At 68.0% G+C, this 18,355-nt stretch carries 20 protein-coding genes and 1 tRNA gene; 16 read left to right on the top strand and 5 right to left on the bottom strand.

What is annotated here, in order from left to right; all coding sequences use genetic code 11:
• Positions 1 to 150 precede the first annotated feature (150 nt).
• Genes ABIC66_RS07500 through ABIC66_RS07490 form a run of 3 tightly spaced genes read left to right on the top strand, consistent with a single transcriptional unit; the run spans position 151 to position 1,984 of the window.
• Positions 151 to 771 carry a hypothetical protein gene (locus ABIC66_RS07500; RefSeq protein ID WP_354069042.1) on the top strand — a complete coding sequence of 207 codons (621 nt, stop codon included), beginning with the start codon at positions 151 to 153 and terminating at the stop codon, positions 769 to 771.
• Between the two features lie 12 nt (positions 772 to 783).
• Positions 784 to 1,086, top strand: a complete 303-nt coding sequence (locus ABIC66_RS07495; RefSeq protein ID WP_354069040.1) for a winged helix-turn-helix domain-containing protein — start codon at positions 784 to 786, stop codon at positions 1,084 to 1,086.
• A 43-nt stretch (positions 1,087 to 1,129) separates the two neighbouring features.
• The gene (locus ABIC66_RS07490) at positions 1,130 to 1,984 is read left to right on the top strand and encodes an alpha/beta hydrolase (RefSeq protein WP_502910323.1); all 855 of its coding nucleotides are present in this window, start codon (positions 1,130 to 1,132) and stop codon (positions 1,982 to 1,984) included.
• On the opposite strand, the gene ABIC66_RS07485 is transcribed toward ABIC66_RS07490, so the two are convergent.
• Both ABIC66_RS07485 and ABIC66_RS07480 read right to left on the bottom strand, forming a co-directional pair.
• Positions 1,981 to 2,895 carry a M23 family metallopeptidase gene (locus ABIC66_RS07485; RefSeq protein ID WP_354069037.1) on the bottom strand — a complete coding sequence of 305 codons (915 nt, stop codon included), beginning with the start codon at positions 2,893 to 2,895 and terminating at the stop codon, positions 1,981 to 1,983. The two genes, ABIC66_RS07490 and ABIC66_RS07485, sit on opposite strands and share 4 nt — an antisense overlap.
• Positions 2,896 to 2,897: 2 nt before the next feature.
• Positions 2,898 to 3,590 (bottom strand): hypothetical protein, encoded by a 693-nt coding sequence (locus tag ABIC66_RS07480; RefSeq protein WP_354069035.1) that lies wholly within the window; start codon positions 3,588 to 3,590, stop codon positions 2,898 to 2,900.
• 178 nt (positions 3,591 to 3,768) lie between these two features.
• On the opposite strand from ABIC66_RS07480, the gene panD reads away from it, so the two are divergent.
• Together panD and ABIC66_RS07470 are read left to right on the top strand one after the other, a co-directional pair.
• Positions 3,769 to 4,125 (top strand): aspartate 1-decarboxylase, encoded by a 357-nt coding sequence (gene panD / locus ABIC66_RS07475; RefSeq protein WP_354069033.1) that lies wholly within the window; start codon positions 3,769 to 3,771, stop codon positions 4,123 to 4,125.
• A complete protein-coding gene (locus ABIC66_RS07470; protein ID WP_354069031.1) occupies positions 4,125 to 4,595 on the top strand; it encodes a hypothetical protein in 471 nt (156 codons plus the stop codon). Before panD ends, ABIC66_RS07470 begins: the two co-directional genes overlap by 1 nt.
• A gap of 51 nt (positions 4,596 to 4,646) precedes the next feature.
• Here ABIC66_RS07470 and ABIC66_RS07465 read toward each other — a convergent pair whose 3' ends face one another.
• Complete coding sequence (locus ABIC66_RS07465; RefSeq protein ID WP_354069029.1) at positions 4,647 to 5,399, bottom strand: SIMPL domain-containing protein; 753 nt, start codon at positions 5,397 to 5,399, stop codon at positions 4,647 to 4,649.
• A gap of 148 nt (positions 5,400 to 5,547) precedes the next feature.
• Here ABIC66_RS07465 and ABIC66_RS07460 point away from each other — a divergent pair.
• Positions 5,548 to 5,623: transfer RNA gene (locus ABIC66_RS07460), tRNA-Ile, on the top strand.
• Positions 5,624 to 5,644: 21 nt separating this feature from the next.
• Here the strand turns inward: ABIC66_RS07460 and ABIC66_RS07455 are convergent.
• Complete coding sequence (locus tag ABIC66_RS07455) at positions 5,645 to 6,784, bottom strand: phosphatidylserine decarboxylase (protein WP_354069027.1); 1,140 nt, start codon at positions 6,782 to 6,784, stop codon at positions 5,645 to 5,647.
• 321 nt (positions 6,785 to 7,105) lie between these two features.
• Between ABIC66_RS07455 and ABIC66_RS07450 the strand changes: the two genes are divergently transcribed.
• Entirely contained in the window at positions 7,106 to 7,288 is a 183-nt protein-coding gene (locus ABIC66_RS07450; RefSeq protein WP_354069025.1) for a hypothetical protein, read from the top strand.
• Between the two features lie 7 nt (positions 7,289 to 7,295).
• Here ABIC66_RS07450 and ABIC66_RS07445 read toward each other — a convergent pair whose 3' ends face one another.
• Positions 7,296 to 7,640: a helix-turn-helix domain-containing protein gene (locus ABIC66_RS07445; RefSeq protein WP_354069023.1), complete on the bottom strand. Its 345-nt coding sequence runs from the start codon at positions 7,638 to 7,640 to the stop codon at positions 7,296 to 7,298.
• Positions 7,641 to 7,816: 176 nt separating this feature from the next.
• Here ABIC66_RS07445 and ABIC66_RS07440 point away from each other — a divergent pair, with 176 nt between their 5' ends.
• From ABIC66_RS07440 to ABIC66_RS07400, 9 genes are all read left to right on the top strand, one after another.
• Entirely contained in the window at positions 7,817 to 8,221 is a 405-nt protein-coding gene (locus ABIC66_RS07440; RefSeq protein ID WP_354069021.1) for a hypothetical protein, read from the top strand.
• 2 nt (positions 8,222 to 8,223) lie between these two features.
• Positions 8,224 to 8,439, top strand: a complete 216-nt coding sequence (locus ABIC66_RS07435) for a hypothetical protein (RefSeq protein ID WP_354069019.1) — start codon at positions 8,224 to 8,226, stop codon at positions 8,437 to 8,439.
• A 145-nt stretch (positions 8,440 to 8,584) separates the two neighbouring features.
• A complete protein-coding gene (locus tag ABIC66_RS07430) occupies positions 8,585 to 9,136 on the top strand; it encodes a hypothetical protein (protein WP_354069017.1) in 552 nt (183 codons plus the stop codon).
• Between the two features lie 292 nt (positions 9,137 to 9,428).
• Positions 9,429 to 9,833 (top strand): phage tail terminator-like protein, encoded by a 405-nt coding sequence (locus ABIC66_RS07425; RefSeq protein WP_354069015.1) that lies wholly within the window; start codon positions 9,429 to 9,431, stop codon positions 9,831 to 9,833.
• A gap of 78 nt (positions 9,834 to 9,911) precedes the next feature.
• Entirely contained in the window at positions 9,912 to 11,126 is a 1,215-nt protein-coding gene (locus tag ABIC66_RS07420; protein WP_354069013.1) for a phage tail tube protein, read from the top strand.
• Positions 11,127 to 11,211: 85 nt separating this feature from the next.
• Positions 11,212 to 11,658 (top strand): hypothetical protein, encoded by a 447-nt coding sequence (locus tag ABIC66_RS07415; RefSeq protein ID WP_354069011.1) that lies wholly within the window; start codon positions 11,212 to 11,214, stop codon positions 11,656 to 11,658.
• Between the two features lie 143 nt (positions 11,659 to 11,801).
• Entirely contained in the window at positions 11,802 to 12,005 is a 204-nt protein-coding gene (locus ABIC66_RS07410; RefSeq protein WP_223390806.1) for a phage tail assembly chaperone, read from the top strand.
• A 62-nt stretch (positions 12,006 to 12,067) separates the two neighbouring features.
• Positions 12,068 to 17,200, top strand: coding sequence for a phage tail length tape measure family protein (locus ABIC66_RS07405; protein ID WP_354069009.1), 5,133 nt, complete (start codon positions 12,068 to 12,070; stop codon positions 17,198 to 17,200).
• Complete coding sequence (locus ABIC66_RS07400; RefSeq protein ID WP_354069007.1) at positions 17,200 to 18,351, top strand: hypothetical protein; 1,152 nt, start codon at positions 17,200 to 17,202, stop codon at positions 18,349 to 18,351. Before ABIC66_RS07405 ends, ABIC66_RS07400 begins: the two co-directional genes overlap by 1 nt.
• The last annotated feature ends 4 nt before the right edge of the window (positions 18,352 to 18,355 follow it).

The following is an 18,355-nucleotide window of genomic DNA, read 5'->3' as shown; positions in this document are numbered from 1 at the left end:
GTGTTGGCATGCGAACGGCCGTCGTGCAAGAGCTGGTCCGGCCGAGAGCATGGAGGTTCGGCGTCGGCCCTTCAGCCCCGCGCGCGTTAGACACTTTGCTTGCTGGCGCTTTACGTCGCAAAGTGAGGCGGCTCCCATGGAGGATTCGCCATGACCGACGACGTGAAGGCCATCCGCGACGACCTCGCCTTCCTGCGGGCCCTGGCCGAGGACGGCCAGCGCACGCCGCTGGTGGGCGGATCGCGGCTGGCGGCGGCGGGGGGCTGTTACGGCCTGGCCAGTTTCGTCCAGTGGCTGATCCTGGCCCAGGTGATCGCCGTGCCGCCGGTGTCGGTGTTCGGCGTGTGGCTGCTGGCGATGCTCGTCCATCTGTCGATCCAGGCGCTGTCGATCCGTCGCCTGGCCGCCAAGCCGGGCGCGGAGTCGACCGCGAACCGCGCAAGTCACCACGTCTGGAGCGCCGTCGGCGTCGGTTGCTTCGTGCTCATGGCCGCCCTGGCCGTCGCCAGCTGGAAGGCGCGAACGGACGTGCTGATCGGCTTCGCGCCGTCGATCGTCCTGGTGCTGTACGGCGCCGCCTGGTGGGTGGCCGCCTCGGTCTCGAACCTAGCCTGGATCCGCGCCGTGGCGCTGGCCTCGTTCGCGACGGCGATCGGGCTGGGACTGCTGATTGGTTCGGCCTGGGTGTGGCTGGCCTATGCCGGCGCCCTGTTTCTGCTGGCCTTGCTTCCCGGCCTGGCGATGATGCGCCAGGAGCCGTCGATAGGCTGAGAGAGAGCGAGCGTGGACGCGTTCGAGATCGACCGCCTGGACGAGGTGATCCACGGTCGCGTGCGGCTGGGGATCATGGCGTTCCTGTCCAGCGCCGGCAGCGCCGAGTTCAACACCCTGAAGGCCAAGCTGTCGCTGACCGACGGCAACCTGTCGGTTCACCTGCGCAAGCTGGAGGAGGCAGGCTATGTGGCCATCGACAAGAGCTTCGTCGGCCGCAAGCCCCTGACCCGCGTCGCCCTCAGCGAGACCGGCCGCGCCGCCTTCGCCGACTATCTCGACGCCATCGCTAAGCTGGTCGAGGGCCGGCCGTGAGCGCATTTCGAACGATCGGGCACAAGCCATGGCGGCGACAAGGGTGACCAGACGCGCGGGCCTGGCCGCTCTGGCGGCGACGCTGACCTCGGCGTGTTCGCCGCTGACGGTGTTCGCCACCTTGACGCCCAAGGACGCCGCCCGCGTCGAGGCGCGGGGCTCGCGCTACGCCGCCGGCCCGCGCGGCGGCGTCGACGTCTACGCGCCGCCCAAGACCGCCGGACCGGCCCCGGTGGCGATCTTCTTCTATGGCGGCTCGTGGGACAGCGGCCGGCGGCAGGACTACGGCTGGGTCGGCCGCGCCCTGGCCGCCCAGGGTTTCCTGACGTTGGCGCCCGACTATCGGCTCTATCCCGAGGTCCGTTATCCGGGTTTCGTCGAGGACGGCGCCCAGGCCGTGCGCTGGGCGGTCGACCACGCCGCGAGCCTTGGCGGCGATCCCCGCCGGATCGTCCTGATCGGCCATTCGGCCGGCGCCTACAACGCCGCCATGTTAGCCCTGGACCCGCGCTACCTGCGGGCCGTCGGCGTGGAGGCCAGCGTCATCCGGGGTTTCGCCGGCCTGTCGGGACCCTACGCCTTCCTGCCGCTGGATGGGCCGGTCACGCGGCGCACGTTTGGCGAGGCGTCCGACCTCGAGGCCACCCAGCCCGGACGCTACGCCCGCGCCGACGCGCCGCCCGTCTTCCTGGCCACCGGCGACAAGGACACCACTGTCTATCCGCGCAACACCCGCAAGCTGGCCGCCGCCCTGCGCGACAAGGGCGCCAGGGTGGAGGAGCATCACTATCCCGGCGTCGACCACGCGGGGACGGTGCTGGCGCTCTCCAAGCCGTTCCGCGGCAAGTCGACCCTGTTCGCCGACCTGACCGCGTTCCTGAAGGCCGCTGTCGGCTAGGAACCGCAGGCCTTGCCGTTCAGCTTGCGCTGATAGGCTTCGGCCAGGCTCAGATAGGGCGGCAGGAAGGTGTGGAGGGCGATCGGCTTGCCGTCGGTCGTCGTTCCGGCCACGCCGGCCCGCAGCTCGAAGTGCAGGTGGATGGTGGTGGGCGTGCCGCCGAAATCGTTCGAGACCTTGCCCAGGTGCTGGCCGATCGCGACCTGATCGCCTTCCTTCACCGCCAGGGTCGCCATCTGCATGTGCAGGTAGCGGTAGGTGTAGTGCGGCGCGGCCTTGGCCACGAGGGTGACGGTGTAGGTCCCGATGTCGGTGATGGTGCCGGCCTCGGCCGCCACGGCCCAGTGCTCGTTCTTCTTGCAGGTGGCCGGGCGGATGTCTTGACCCTGGTGGCCCGTGCCTGCCCCCGCGCACAGCGGATTGGCGCGCGAGCGAGCCTCGCAGAAGGTGTCATGCCAGGGCAGGCTGTAGTTCAGCGTATCGCACTGGCTGGGCTTGCCGGGCGGGCCCATGCCGCCGCCGGGCCCATAGACCTGCGAGTTCGGGAAGCCGGCCTCGGCCATCGGCCAGCACATGTTCGGCGACCAGACGGTGCGGTCCAGATAGCCCGGGCCCTGTCCGGCCGGGATCGCCCCGGCGGGGGCGTGATCGAAGGTCGCTGGCGAGGGCGTGGGTGGCCCAGATGGCTCCACTGGCGGCTGCGGCGCGGGATCGGGGCTGGGCGGCACCGGCTCGCTGGACGGCTGCTCGGCGCCGCCGTCGCTGGGCGCGTCGTCGGCCTGAGGTGGTCCAGGCTCGGGCGAAGGCGGCTTGGGCGTTTCGCCGGTCGCCGGGGTCTTGGTGGTGTCGTCGCAGGCGGCCAGCGGCGCCAGGGCCAAGGCGGCGATCAGCAGGAGCGGGGAGATGCGCATGCTCAACCTCCCAGCCCGGCTTCGGCCCGGGCGGCCTTGCCCAGGACCACGGCCGTGGTCTTGCCGACCAGGCCCAGCACGTAGTTGTCGTCGACGCAGCGCGGATCGCTGGACGTGTCGCAGCGGATCTCCACGGTGTAGAGCACGCCGTAGCGCACGAAGCTGGCCAACTGGCCGTCCACGGTGCGCTGCACGGTCAGCATCTCCGGCCCGCTCTCGATCTTCAGGGGCTTGGCCGCCGGCATCGGCACGGTCGTGGTGGTTCCGCTCAGCGAGACGCCGCCGCCCGGCACATCGGCCGTGATCGTGTAGTAGTCGCCGAAGCTGTAGATCCGCGCGCCGGCGGTCAGCTTCGCGTCGCGTGGCAGCAGGATCGGTACGGCGGTGATGTCGACTTGGTCGCGGTTGAGATTGGCCCCGAGACTCTCGCCGACATTACCCGACTGCCGCAGACCGCCGACGGCGCCCTGCCAGTCGACGCGGCTACGGGGGCGGGCCACCAGCGCGGCGAGCCCGGCCGTCGGCCTGGCGATCGTGGGCGCCGCCGGCGCCGCGCCGGGAATGGGACGCCCCGTGGTGGGATCCACCCGCGTCTGCGCCTTGCTTGTCGAGATCCAGGCCACCCCCGCAGCCAAGGTCACGGCGACGGCCGCCGCCGTCGCCCACCATTTTCCAAGACGCATGGTTTTCCCCACAGAACCGCGTTCTGTTAAGCTCTAGCGTGAAATCACCCCACTGTTAACCTTTGTCGTCATGTTGCAGTGCGATTGAACCCCGGTGGGTTCGTGTCTATATGGCGGGACCTGTTCAACGGGCCTTGTGTGTGGCGGCCCGGAAGACCCCAAAACGTTCAAAGGGATAGACTTCCCCGCCATGCTGCTCACCATGCTCAAGGCCAAGCTGCACCGCGCCACGGTGACCCAGGCCGACCTCGACTACGAAGGCTCGATCGCCATCGACCGCGACCTGCTGGACGCCTCGGGCATCCTGCCGAACGAGCAGGTCGACGTGCTGAACATCACCAACGGCGCGCGTTTCACCACCTATGCGATCGAAGCCCCGCGCGGCTCGAAGGTGATCGGCGTCAACGGCGCCGCCGCTCGCCTGGTGCAGAAGAACGACCTCGTCATCGTGGTGACCTACTGCCAGATGGCGGCCGAGGAGGCGCGCAACTACGCCCCGACCGTCGTGCTGCTGGACGACGGCAATCTGATCAAGAAGGCGGCCTGATGCGCCGGCCCTGGATGGGGCGAGGGGCGTTTGTCGCGCTCGCCGCGGTCGGCCTCACCGCCTGCTCGCCCAAGCTGCCCGAAGGCATCGATGAAAGTGTCCTGACCCAGGCGGTCGGCCGCTCGATCGGCTCGCCCTCGACTTGCGTCGTGATCGCCGACGCCAAGGGCAAGCTGGTCTGGCGCGGCGGCGGCTATATCACCTGCTCGCGCAACCTGCCTGATTGCGAGGGCGCGCAGACCACCGCCGAGGACCTGGTGAAGGCCAATCTCGGCAAGCCGGCGCGCTTCCTCAGCTGCCCGTCGAGCGCGGCCAACACGGTCGGCTGGGCCATCGGCCCGGTCCCGACCGGCGAGGGCAAGCCCGACCGCCACCTGACCTATGTCGCCGTCATGGAGGGCGAACGCGCCCTGCCGGGCCTGGAGATCAAGGACCGGGTCGAGCGGGCCTTCAAGAAGGCCGGCTTCTAGCCCGAAAAGATCAAAGCCGCCGCCGGGCTCCCGGCGGCGGCTTTTTCGTCTCTACTTGGCGGCTTCGTAGACGGCGTTGACGTCGATCCGCACCTTCAGCTCGCCGGCCGCGATGCTGGTCGCGTCGGCCATCTCGCGCTTGGCCATGGCGTACATCGGCATCGGCGGCGGGGCGGGCGCGTAGCCGCCGCCTTCGCTCAGATTGACCAGGCGCACGGCCTTGTAGCCCGTCGCGCGGCCATAGAGCTCGGCCTTGGCTTGCAGGGCCTTCACCGCCTCCAGGCGCGCGGCGTCCTCGGCGGCCTGCGGATTGGCCAGGCCGAAGCTGACGCCGTTGATCGTGTTGGCGCCGGCATTGACCGTGGCGTCCACGCTCGCGCCCAGCTTGGTCAGGTCGCGGACCGTGACCGTCACCTGGTTCGAGGCCTGGTAGCCGGTCAGCCTCGGCGGCTTGTTCTGCTCGTAGACGTACTGAGCGTTGAGATTGAGGTTCGAGGTCTGGATGTCGCGCTCGGCGATCCCGGCCTTCTTCAGGGCGGCCATCACCTGGTTCATGCGCGCGCCGTTGGCCTTCAGGGCGTCGGCGGCGGTCAGGGCCTCGGTCTGGACGCCCAGGTTGATGGTGGCCATGTCCGGGGCCACGTGGGTCTCGCCATAGGCCGACAGGCTGAAGGTGGTGGCCTTGAAGGCCGAGTCCGAGCCGGTCTGGGCCAGGGCGGGTGCGGCCGCGCCCATCAGCAACGCGCCGCCGATCAGGGCGGGGAGAGCGAAGTTAGCCAGGGGGCGGCGAGCGGTGTTGGTCATCGTTCTTTCTCCACGGCTGTCGGGCGCCAGAAAGCGTCGCCCGACAGCTAGGACGCCTTGGTGACAGGCTCAACCTGAACCGGAGCTTTAAGCCGCGTTCGGCTCATGCTAATCCGCCGGCTCGCCGTACGCTCACACGTATCCGCGCGGGCCTGTAGCTCAATGGTTAGAGCCGACCGCTCATAACGGTCTGGTTGGGGGTTCGAGTCCCTCCAGGCCTACCACCGCCCCCTTAGCGGCCGCCTTCACACCACCGGATAAGCGTCCGCGATCTTCGTCCCCGTCTTGTAGTGCACTCCCGGCTGGGCGGTGAAGCTGATGTTACTCTTGGCTTCGAACAGCACGATGATGTCCGAGCCGCCGAACTGGAAGTAGGAGATCTCCTCGCCCTTGCGCAGGGTGACGCCGACCTCGGCGGTCAGGATCACCGACGAGACCTGGCACATGCCGATCGGCAGCACGGCGACCAGGCCGATGGGGGTGTCGAGCACGACCAGGCCGCGGGCCTGGGCGAACTGGTAGCCGGCCGCGTCCGGGGCGTCGAAGGCGCGCAGCGGCTTGAGCTTGTGGACGCCATTGCTGTCGCCGGCGACCGGTTCGGCCACCACCTCCAGATAGACCTGGCCGGGGATGACGCGGGCCTCCAGCACCGTGCCGCCGACCGGCGCGTGCTGGCGGTGATAGTCGTTGGGCCCGAGGAAGGCGTGCATGAACAGGCCGTTGACGAAGCGGTCCTTGTACGGACTGCCCTGCATCAGCTCCTCGATCTTCCAGTGCAGGTTCTTCACCGTCACGTGGCTGTCGGTGCGGATCTCCCACTGACTGGCGAAGGTGGAGTCGGCGGGCGAGACGATGACCCGCTGGTCGGCGACGGCCGCCACGGGCCGGTAGCCGGGCTTGAAGTTGCGGGCGAAGAACTGGTTGAAGCTCTTCCAGCCGCCGTGCGGCTCGATGTAGTCGTCCATGTTGTAGCTGGGCGACTTGCGGAAGCTCTCCAGCGAGGCCGGCGTCAGCGACTCCGGCGTGTCGAGGAAGGCGCCCAGGGCGTCGGCGTATTCGACCAGCCAGGCCGACAGCGGCGTCAGGGGCGGGGCCTTGTCGTGCGGGATGACCTTGTTCTGCAGGTCGATGACCGCGTCCTGGTCGAGCACGAAGTAGAACTTGCAGAGTTTGTTGTAGACCTCGCGGCCCGGCTCGTTCTCGCTGGGGATCCAGCGCAGGAAGTCGTTGATATAGACGTAGTAGCTCTCGAGATCCTTCAGGTCGGCCAGCTCGGGAATATTCCATGCCCGGGCCTGGGCCACGGCCTTCTCGAACCGCGCCTCCCAGCCGTTGTCCTTGATCAGTTTCTGCAGCTTCAGGACCACGGGATGCCATTTGCTCATCGTCTGATCTCCAACGGGTTTGGGCGTGGGTGGCGGGAAACTCTATTCGTGCATTACGATAATTAACTTCTCATAGTTGTATATCTTCACAGTTTACGCGTAAAGCGCGGCCTCGTTCATTTGCTCTGTGTGCAAGTTTCGAAGCGCCGCAGGAATTTGCTTTCGATGCAAAAATTAACCTGCGTCAGAGTCGGACGCATGCGCCGCCGCGACCGATCGACTCACGCGAAGGAGGCGTGCAGAGTACGGGTGTTGAAGGCGGAGGTTGTCGTGTTCTCGGTGACGCGTTTCTGCGTACAGGCCTTCGGAAAGCGGGGCGGAATGCTCGCGCCGACCGAGGTTCGGGAGTGTTATTTCGAGGCGGACGCGCGGCGCGAGATGGAGGTCCTGGCCCGGCGATCATCGGGCGTGGCGCTGTACCGCGTGCGTGGCGAGCCGCTGTCGGGCCTGTGGGGTAAGCCTAAGCTGATCGAGCGCCAGGGCGAGATCCTGGCGCTGGATTGAGCGAGAATTACCCTGTCTTCTTGAGGGTTTGGCCGATCTCGACCAGCTGGATCCGCTGCACCGGCTGAAGCTGGTCCCAGATCGACCAGATCGCCTCGCCCGCCGCCGGGTCGCGCATGATCAGGTCCGCCGGCTCGCAGCGATAGATGGTCGCCAGGGCCTCCAGCACGTCCTGCGAATAGCCGGTCTCGCCGCGCTCGACGCGCGAGAGCTGGGCGACCGAATAGGGATAGCCGACCTCGAGCTCCAGCCGTTCGACGGCCTGTTCCAGGTTCATGTCGCGATGCTTGCGCCAGGCGCGGATGAAGGTCTTCGCGCGCTGCTTCGCCTTGGCCTGCCGGTCGGGGGTCATGCAAATCCGGGGGTGAGTGCGAAAGGGGGTTGTCCGCTCATTAAACACAAAATTTGCTTGCCATGCAAATTTGTATTTGGTACAAATTGGATATTCCGAGAACTCCGCCCTGGCGACGCGAGCCGGGCGGTCTCCCGCGAAATTCCCTCCATCGGCTCAGCCGCAGGAAGTCCCAGATGATTCCGATCCCCGCGACCGGTCCGGCCGGTCATGCGCCTATTCATGCCTATAGCGCGCGCCGCACCGACGCCGATCGCCGGCCGCCGCGCGCCGTCCTGACCGCGCGGCTGATGGGCGATCCGCGCCCCGACCGTTACGCGCTGTCCGAGGCCATCCGCAGCCGCCTATGCGGCGCGGCGCAGGACGAGCCCGTCGTTCCGGCCAAGGTCCTGGCCGTGCTGGAGGCGCTGGCCGAGGGGGCTCTGACCCTGGCCGACCTGGCCGACGAGATGGCCGTCAGCCTGTCGGCCGGCAGCGACCGCGCCCAGGCCGCCCGGCTGCTGGGCCTGATCGAGCGCCTCGGCGGGCGACCCTGCCGGGTCGGCCTGACGCCGGCCGGCCGGGACGCTCTGGAGGCCTAGGGGTGAGCGGGCTCCAGGACGACGTCGCCGAGGGCGCGATCGACCAAGCCGTTCGCGCCTGCGGGCCGCGCAAGCCGATGCTGTGCGCGATCATCCGCGCCGCCGGGCGAATGCTGGCCGAGAGCGAAGGCCACGACTTCGTGGCCCAGGTGTGCGCCGGCGAGGCTCGCCGTCACGCCCTGGCCGAAAACCGACGCGGCGTCCGCTTCGGACGCTGAACACATCGAAAGGGGAACCGTCATTTCCGTCCAAGTCATCCGCCCCGAAGGGCTGACATCGGCCGAGCTCAGAGACCTGGCTCGCGCCGACCGCGCGGCGGCGCTGGCGATCAGTCCCGCCGCTCGCCAGGCGGCGCGCGAGGCCGTGCTGCGGATCGCCGGCGCCCAGCTGGCGCGCACCGAGGCGGCCGAGATTTCCGCCGGCCTAGTCGACACCCTGGCCTTGGCCCGCGCGCGCGGCGAAGCGGTCGAGACCGAAGAGGGGCCCTTGCGGATCTCCAGCCGCGATGGCCTGCGCAGCTTGCGCCAGAGCGGCCACATCACCGACGCCCACTACGCCGTCGGTCTGCTGTACCGCGCCGGCTTCGAGGCCCGGGGCCGTGACCTGCGCGTCGCCGGCCTCGAGCCGGGCAGCGGCGGCGGCCATGACAACGACCGCTTCGTGGCCGCCCGGCTGCGCCGCGCCCGCATGCTGGACTTCGTGGCCCGCGCCGACCGGGCGGTGGCGATGTCGCTGGCCGACAAGCCCATGGCCCTGCGCCTGCTGCGCGCGGTGGCGGGCGAGGGGACCAGCCTGTCCGCCTGGGGCGCCGGCCGCGCCTTCACGCGTCATCGCGAAGTCCTGATCGAGGCTCTGGATATCGTCGTGGCGCTGGCCAAGCAGATCTCGCGAGACCGTAAAATTGAGAGCAAATAACGAACAAACAGATTGACTGTCGGGAAGGTCGATGGTTTAATCAGAACAGTCTCGGAGATACGCCTTCAGCGGCGCTATCGATCTCCGAAGACTTAAATCCGGCCCCAAGTCCTTTCTGAATCTCGCGCTTCGACTTGGAGCGCGGAGATTCTTTCGTGAACTCGCCCTCCTTCGCAGGGCGGTTCCTCGTCTCGCCCGCCACCAGGGACTCCGACATGACCCTCGCCCCCGACGTCGGGAGCCTCGCGGCTCTCGCGACCCGTTCGCTCGCCTCTGTTCCGACGGTCCGCCGATGAGCGTGCTGAAGATCCGCACGGCGCTGGAGACAGCGCTGGCCGCGATGAGCCCGGCCCTGGCCACGGCCTGGGAGAACACGACCTACACGCCGACGGCGGGGACGCCGTACCAGCGGGTGACCATGACCTTCGCCGAGCCGGTCAACATCGAGTACGGCCGCAGCTTCCAGCAGGGCGGCATGTTCGTGGTGACCCTCTGCTACCCGCAGGGCGCCGGGACGGCCGACGCCGCCACGCGCATCGAGCTGCTGCGCGCCACCTTCTATCGCGGCGCCGCGTTCACGGCCGACGGCCTGACCGCCCTGGTCGCGCGCACCCCGCTCATCCTGGCCGCGACCCTGGAGGGCGACCGCTACGTCACGCCCGTCCAGGTCCCGTTTCTGGCCACGATCACCAGCTGACGGCGGTCTCCGCCCGAAGGGACGGCCTCCCGTCCAGCCCCTCCACCCATCCCGACAACTTCCCAGGAGAAGATCCCCATGGCCGTCGCCCAGGGCATCAACAAGAAGACCGTCTACAAGAAGCAGACCGGCCTCGGCGCGCCCGCCGCCGGTGCGGGCGGCCAGATCGTCCGCCGCACGACCTCGGTGTTCCAAGCCCCGCCGGACACCTTCGAAAGCAACGAGATCGTCAGCCACCAGCAGTCGACGGGCGTCGGCCTGGGCGTGGTCAAGCCGGCCGGCAAGATCGATGGCCTGTTGTCGCCGGGCACCTATGGCGTCCTGCTGGGCTCGCTGCTGCGCAAGGACATGACCGCGGGCGTCTCGGCGGCCGGCGCGTCGATCACGATCGCCGCCGCGGGCCAGAACTGGACCCTGACCCGCGCCGCCGGCTCGTACCTGACCGACGGCTTCAAGGTCGGCGACGTGGTGCGCTTGACGGCGGGCACGTTCAACGCCGCCAACACCCAGAAGAACCTGCTGATCATCACGCTGACGGCCACGGTGGCCACGGTCCGGGTGATCAACGGCGCGACCATGGCCGCCGAGGGTCCGATCACCGGCGCCACCGTCGCCGTCACCGGCAAGAAGTCTCTGGTCCCGCTGTCGGGCCACACCAACGACTACTACACCTTCGAGGAGTGGTATCCGGATCTGGGCCGCTCGGAAGCCTATGCCGACCAGCAGGTGGGCCAGGCCGCGCTGAACCTGCCGGCCACCGGCAACGCCACGATCAGCCTCGACACGGTGGGCCGCACCCGCGTCCTGGGCGCCGCCCAGGTACTGACCTCGCCCAACGCCGAGACGGTCACCGACATCCTGACGGCCGTGAACGGCGTGATCCTGGTCAACGGCGCTCCGGTCGCCAACGTCACCGGCGCCCAGGTGACCATCAACGGCAACGCCGCCCACAGCGACGCCGTGGTGGGCTCGAACGTGGTCGACGACATCCAGCGCGGCCGCATCGCCGTGTCGGGCTCGTTCACGGCCAAGTTCGACAGCGTGACCCTGCAGACCATCTACGAAGGTCGCTCGACCACCTCGCTGGTCCTGGCGGTCACCGAGGACGCCACCGCCAACGCCGACTTCGTGGTCATCAACCTGCCGATGATCAAGCTGACCGGCGACACGCCCGACGACGGCGAGAAGGCGGTGATCCGGACCTATCCGTTCACGGCCCAGATCAACGCGAACGGCGGCGCGGCCCTGGCCACCGACCAGACGATCATCGCCATCCAGGACAGCGCCGCCTAACTCGCGGCCGTCCCTCCTTCTTCCCACTCCCCCTCAACTCAACGGCCGGGTCGCGCCCGGCCGTCCTTTTCCCAAGGACCTGACCATGATGAAGTCCCCGACCGAAACTCCCCTGTTCGACCTCACCGACCTGGACGCCGTCGCCGCCGGCGACACCCCGTTCGAGGTCGAATATGTCCGCGCCGACGGCTCGGGCTCCGGCGTCTTCCTGCTGGTGCTGGGCGGCCAGTCCGAGAAGGTGCAGGGCGAGGTCAACCGCCTCGTCAACGACCGCCGCAAGAAGCAAGCGGTGGCCGCCGCGATGCAGGGCCGCGCCAATCCCGACAAGGCCGACTTCACGCCGATCGAGGACGACATCGCCTTCGGCCACCGCCTGACCGCCGTCCGCCTGGTCGGCTGGCGCGGCATCAAGCAGGAGTGGTCGGCCGACAACGCCTACCGTCTGGTCAGCCGCAATTCCGAGATCGCCGAGCAAGTCACCGCCGCGTCGAACAACCTCGGAAATTTTATGCTGGGCAAGTCCGCGGCCTGATCGCCTACGCCCGCGAGCAGTTCGAGCTCGCGGGCCGACAGGACGATGGCGAGCCTCTCAAGGTCCACCTGGAGAGCCTGGCCCGCCAGGGCGATCCGGAGGCGACCTGGCGGCTCGCAAACCCACCGCCGCTGTCGCCGCACGTGGCCCACCTTTGGGCCTGGTACGCCGACCTCTGCCAGACCCGCCAGAGCGGCGGGTTCGGTCCCTCGCGCCTCTCGCGCCTGGAGATCCAGGCCTGGGAGCGCGACGAGGGCGTGCGGCTTGAGCCCTGGGAGCGCCGGGCCCTGATCGCCCTCGACGCCGAACACCTTCTGACGATGACGGCCCCCGCCAAGGGCGGCTGACCACCACCGGGCTGCGCTTTCCTTAGCGGGGAGCGCGGCCCGAACCTTTTGGGAGAGCCGTTGTGTGCGACCTGAACGACCTGATCTCCGAATGTAAGAAAGCCGCGGGCGCGGCTAACGAACTCGCCGGGGCGCAGAAGAAGCTGGACGGCCAGGCTCGGGTTTCCGCCGAGCAGATGGGCAAGCTTAAGGATGCGACAAAGGGATTCATTTCCGCGATCTCGTCGGGCGAAAGCCCGCTCAAGGCGCTCGCGGCGCAAGGACCGGCGCTCACGGAAGTCTTCGTCAAGGCTGTCTCCAGCGGCGCCCCTCTGAAGGACCTGCTGGGCGGGATCGTCGAGGCGGCCAGCCCGATCGCCGGCGTCAGCGCGCCCGTCGCGGGCGTCGCCATCGCTCTGAGCGCCGTGGCTTCGGCGGCGGCCGACGCGCAGAAGCAGTCCGCTGCGTTCAGCCAACTCGCGCAGGGAATTGGCCGAGACGTCGGCATGACCGGTGGGCAGCTGCAGGCGCTGGCCGATGCGGCGGCCGACGCAGCCCACGCCTCGATCACAGACGCCGAGAATTGGACCCAAGCCTATGTGCGCATGGGTGTGAGCAATTCCGCCGTCTTGGCGCAGGCCGTAACCGACACGAAGGGCCTCGCGCAGGCGATCGGCGTTGATGGCGCCCAGGCCTCCCAGCTGCTTGGCGCGGCTCTGGCCAACCCCATCGCGAACCTGGACGCGCTGGCAAGAGCGACCGGCGGCTTTGACTATGCGACGCGGGAGAGCATCCAGAGCATGGCGCGGCGCGGCGAACTTGCTCAGGCCGATGCGCTTATCCTGAAGGAAGTCGAGAGCCGCACGGCCTCGACCGCGGGAAAGGTCACGACGCTCAGCGGCGCATACGATCGCGCGGCGACATCGATCGGCAACTACCTTCAGAAGATGGCCAAGATCGCGTTCACCGAGCCCGACGCGGCGGCTGTCGAGGAAACCTATTCTGTCTTCGGCTACAATCCCGCCGCGGAGAAACGCAAGGCGGCGGAACAGAAGACCAAGGACGCCAACGTCGACAAGACGGTCGGGGCCGCGGCGCGCGCGGCTCACGAGATCGCCGATCCGAAGGAGAGGCAGATCAAGGATCTGACGGATCTCAGCGCCTCGCTGTCGAACGTGATCACGAGAGGGGCCGGTGCGCTGAAGGAAGCCGGCTTGACCAAGGCGCAGGCCCTTCAGGATATCCAGACGCTGAACGGAAGGATCGCCGACCTGGGGAAGGCAGGCGGTTCGAGCGCCGCCCGGGCGGTCTCCCTGCACGCTGCTGCCTCACCGTCTCCCGAATATCGCGGCGGCGACGCCATTCAGGCGGTGAAGTCGGCGGAGCTTTCGGCGCAGCTGTCGGTGACCAAAAACGTCGAGAAGATCGCGAAGCTTAAGCGCGATCAGGTCGATGTGGAGTTCAAGACGCAGCAGGATCGCCTGAAGGCCCAGATAAAAAGCGGCGAGATCAACGAAGCCGACGGCGCGTTTATTCAGGACAAGTACAAGTCCATCGCTTCCGCCAAGGAAGAAGCGATCGAGCAGGAGCGTAGCGCTCAATTGCTGCAGGCCGAAGTCGCGCGCCGCCAAGGGCACAACGCGTACCTCGACCAAATGGACAGATTCACCGCCGACACGGTGAGCACGGCGGAGGAACGCAATCGCATCGAGCTGGAGGCGCTCAAGCGCCGCCACGAACTCGAGGCGTTCACCCTGCAAAGCACCAACGCGCAGAAGATCAGGACGGGTGAGATCGACTGGGTTCAGGGCTTGGTGCTCGGGATCGAGCAGTACGGGTTGCAGCAGGCCGAAACTCAGGCGGTTATCCGCAAGCAGACAATCGACGCCGAGAAGCACGCCTTGGACGTGCGCGTGGCGGGTCTGCAGAACACGATCGACCTCGCTGAGGGTGAGAAGGTCTTGGCGCGTTCGGCCGGCGCGACCCGGGCGATCGACGCGCGGATTCTGGACCTGAAGCATCAGCAGGAGGTCGCTGCCCAGTTGGCCATCGTCAACGGGACGGGCGCGAACCCCGAACAGAAGCGTGACGCCGAAAGACGCATCGCGATCCTCAATGAGAACTACGCCAACCAGGTGAAGGCCGCCCAACGGCTGGACGTCTCGTATGGCGACATGTCCACCGCCCTCAAAAACGCGGCCAGCGCGCTGGATCAGAAGGACTGGTTGGGCGCGACGAAGAGCCTGTTCGACGCCTTCGAGACCTTTGCGCTGAAGATGCGCGACAGCGGCGCGAGCCTCGAGTCCAAGATCGGGGCGATCGCCGGCCTGGCGAACGGCCTGGGCTCGATGATCGGCGGCAAGACCGGGGCGGCGCTGTCCGGCGCCGGTTCGGGCGCGGCGGCCGGCTTCCAGATCGGCGGGGCCCCGGGCGCGATCGCCGGCGCGGTGCTGGGTGGCGTGACAGGCCTTCTGGGTGCGTCCGCCGCCAAGGCCCAGGCCAAGATCGATGCGCTGATGAAGGCGCAACAGGAGCTTCAGGCCAAGCAGAAGGAAAGCTCGGGCGCTATCGAGAAGTCACTGGGCCTGGCGGGACAGTATCAGAATACCGACCTCGACTACTCTAACGCCATCTTGGCTTCGCTGCGCTCGATCGACAGCAAGGTCGGCGTGGTCGCGGCCGGGATCGCGCGCGGCATCTCGAGTGGCGCGCTGATGAACACGTCCGGTCTCGGCTTGGGAACAACCTCGACCAAGGCTGGCCTGGGTGGGGCCCTGGTTGGCGGCGCCATAGGCGGTATCGCCGGCTTCGGCGTAGCGAATGGCGTCACGGCGTTGGCCGTTGGTGGGGCGATGTCGGCTGGTGGCATCAGCATGGGCCTGCTGAGCCAGGCGCTCGGCCTCGCCGGGCCGATCGGCATCGCCATCGGCGCGGTCGGCGCGATCGTCGGCGCCCTGACCAAGACCAAGAAGACGGTCGAGGTCCTCGACCAGGGTCTTGCCTTTACCGCCCAGACGTTCGGTCAGATCAGTACCAGCGGTCTGGTCGGCAGCCAGTACGCCGACCTACTCACCACCAAGAAGACGTCGTTCGCGGGCATCGGCCTGTCGACCAAGGTCAGCACCTCGACGGTGACCAGCGCCGTCGATCCGGCCCTACTGGCCCAGATCGGCGACACGATCGAGCTGCTGGGCGAAGGTGTCATCGCAGCGGCCAAGACCTTCGGCGACGACGTGGGCCAGGCGGCCAAGGCCGCCTTGCAAAGCGTGTCGCTCGATCTTGGCAAGCTATCGCTCAAGGACCTGAAGCCTGACGAGATCGAAACGGCGATCAACGCGCTGTTCGACAACGTGGCCGACGATCTCGCCGCGGCCGGCCTTCCGGGCCTGCAAGCCTTGGCAAAGGCCGGGGAGGGGGCGTTCGAGGCGCTGACGCGGCTGGCGACCGAGTACAAGACGGTTGACGCGGTCCTGGCCTCGGTCGGCATGGACTTTAAGTCCGGCGGCATCGGGTCGCTGGAAGCGCGCAAGGGCCTGTTGGATCGGTTCGGCGGCCTGGACGCCTTCACGTCGCAGACCGCGTTCTTCGGCGAGCATTTCCTCACCGACGAAGATCGACTGAAGCCGATCAAGGCGTCGGTGGTCAGCGGCTTGGCGGCGATCGGGCAGCCGGCCGACTTGTCACGCGAGGGCTTCAAGGCCCTGGTCCAGAGCCAGAACCTGTCCACGCCGGAAGGCGCGGAACTCTACAAGACTCTCATGGCCCTGGCGCCGGCCTTCGACAAGGTCGCCACCGCCGCCGAGAACGCCAAGGCGGCGGTCGCCGACAAGGCCAAGTCGATCCAAGATCGGATCGACGACCTGGTCATGACGCCCGCCCAGAAGCTGGCCAAGTCCCGGGCGGCCGAGGAGGAGGCGGTCAAGGCGCTGAACGCCTCGCTGCTGCCGCTGCTCAAGACCTTATGGGACGTGGAAGACGCGGCTCAGGCGGCCGCCGACGCCAAGGCCCTGGCGAGCAGCCGGTCCAATGCTCTGGCCGATCTTCTGGACGCTCAAGGGCTGACGGAACAGGCCAAGAAGATCCGGCGCGACCTGACCTTGGTGGATGTCGAGGATCCGGTTCAGCGGGACTACATGCGGCGCGCCTGGGCCGCCCAGGACGCCGCCGAGAAGGTGTCGGCGGCGCGGGATGTGCTGACCCAGGCGTACCAGCGCGAGCATGACGCCATCGAGGCGACCAAGGATAGGTTCAAGGAGTTGTCGACGTCGCTGCGAGCGTTCGGCGCCAGTCTGACAAACACCATCGCCGGGGCGGATCTGGCCACGCGCTATCGCATGGCGCGCCAGACCTTCCAGGCGACGGCGGCCATGGCCCGCCTGGGCGACGCCGACGCCATGGGGCGGCTGCAGGCCGATGGCGAGGCCTTCACGACGGCTTCGCGCGACTACGTCTCGACCAGTCAAGACTATCTGCGCGATGTCGGCCTGGTCCGTTCGGCCGTCGACGAAGCGGCCGATACCGCCGACCGTCAGGTCTCGATCGCCGAGCGGCAGCTGGAGGCGCTGGACAAGTCGGTCGAGGGGCTGATCCAGATCAACGCCAGCGTGGTCTCGGTGCGAGACGCGATCGCCGGTCTGCAGGGCGCCCTGGCCGCGGCCAATGCGGCTGGCGTGGTGTCGGTGGGCGGCTCCAGCCTGGGGCTGTCAGGCGGTGGGACGACGAGCGGCGGCAGCGGAAGCGGCGGCGTCGACCTCAAGCGGACCCTGGACGGCAAGTACTATTACGACAGCATGCTGGGCTTCCTCGCCTATACGGAATCCCAGCACGACCCGCAGTACTACCCGAACGGCGTGATCCCGGCGCTCACCCCCGGCACCGAATCCTACTCGCTGTACCAGACCTATCTGGCTCGCGACAAAGACAAGGCCTCGTATCTGAACTACGCCACCGGCGGCAGCTTCGAGGTCGGCGGTTCTGGCCCGCCCGACTCCAAGCTCTTCAACCTGGCGCTCAGCCCGGGCGAGGCGGTCAACGTCCAGCGCGCCGACCAGAAGAACGACAAGTCGTTGATCAACGAGCTGCGCGCCTTGCGCCAGGAGCTCGCCGACCTGCGAGCCACCAGCGCCCGCATCGCCACCAGCAATGACAAGATGGAGCGCACCTTGACCAATGTGACCGAAGGCGGCCGCGCCATGCAGACCCAGGCGGCCGCCTGATGCGCGCGCTACCGCCCATTCCCATCACGCCCGCCATCCTGACCAGCACCACTTGCGCCGAGCCCTCGACGGGGGAGGCGGTCTGGAGCGCCGCCACGGCCTACAAGGGTGGCGACCGGGTCATCAGCACGGCCAGCCACCGGCTGTACGAGTCGCTCTCGACCAAGAGTTCGGCGGTGATGATCACGATCGGCTCAGGCGTGATCACTTGGCCCAATCACGGCCTCGTCGCCAATACGCCCGTCACCTTCTCGACGACGGGCGCGCTGCCCTCGGGGCTGGCGAGCGGGACCACCTATTACGTCCTCACCGACACGGCCAATACCTTCAAGGTAAGCGCGACCAGCGGCGGATCGGCGCTCGGTCTCAGCGGAACGCAGAGCGGCAGCCACACGGCTCTGGTCAGCGTGAACCTGGGCCACGATCCGGCGACGGACACCTCGGGCTGGTGGATCGACGTCGGTCCCACCAACCGCTGGGCCATGTTCGACCTGCTGCGCAACACCGGCACGACGACGACCTCGCCACTGACGGTGACCCTCACGCCGGGCCAGCGCGTCGACTCGATCGGGGTCGTCGGCATGGTCGCCGACGCGGTCACGGTTACCGTCACTGTCGCCGGCGCCACGGTCTACACGGCCTCGGCCAATCTGCTGAACCGGCCGACCAGCGGCTGGTACGACTACTTCTACGGCGCGTTCCGCTACCGGCAGGAGTTCGCGCGCTTCGACCTGCCGCCCTACACCAACGCGGTCATCACCATCACCCTGACCAAGGCCAACGGAAACGTGACCTGCGGCGGGGTGGTGCTGGGCTCGTCGGTCTATCTGGGCCGCACCCTGCACGAGGCCGAGAGCGATGCGCTGAACTTCTCGAAGATCGACCGCGACGACTTCGGGACCGCCACCCTGGTGCCGCGCCGCTCGGTGCCACGCACCGTCCAGAGCCTGCGCTGCAAGAAGACCGACGTCGATCGGATCCTGCAGCTGCGTGACGACCTCAACGCCGTGCCGGCGCTGTGGTCGGGCCTGGACGACCAGGACAGCGGCTACTTCTCCGCCCTGCTCATCGTCGGCGTCTACAAGCGGTTCACGATCTCGATGGACCAGCCGGAAGACGCCCTGATTTCCCTCGAACTCGAAGAGGTCTGATCCC

It is taken from the genome of Caulobacter sp. 1776, assembly GCF_040545685.1.
GTDB lineage: Bacteria > Pseudomonadota > Alphaproteobacteria > Caulobacterales > Caulobacteraceae > Caulobacter.
Note: the sequence above shows the minus strand (reverse complement) of the source record. Positions and strands in the feature narration are given on the sequence as shown.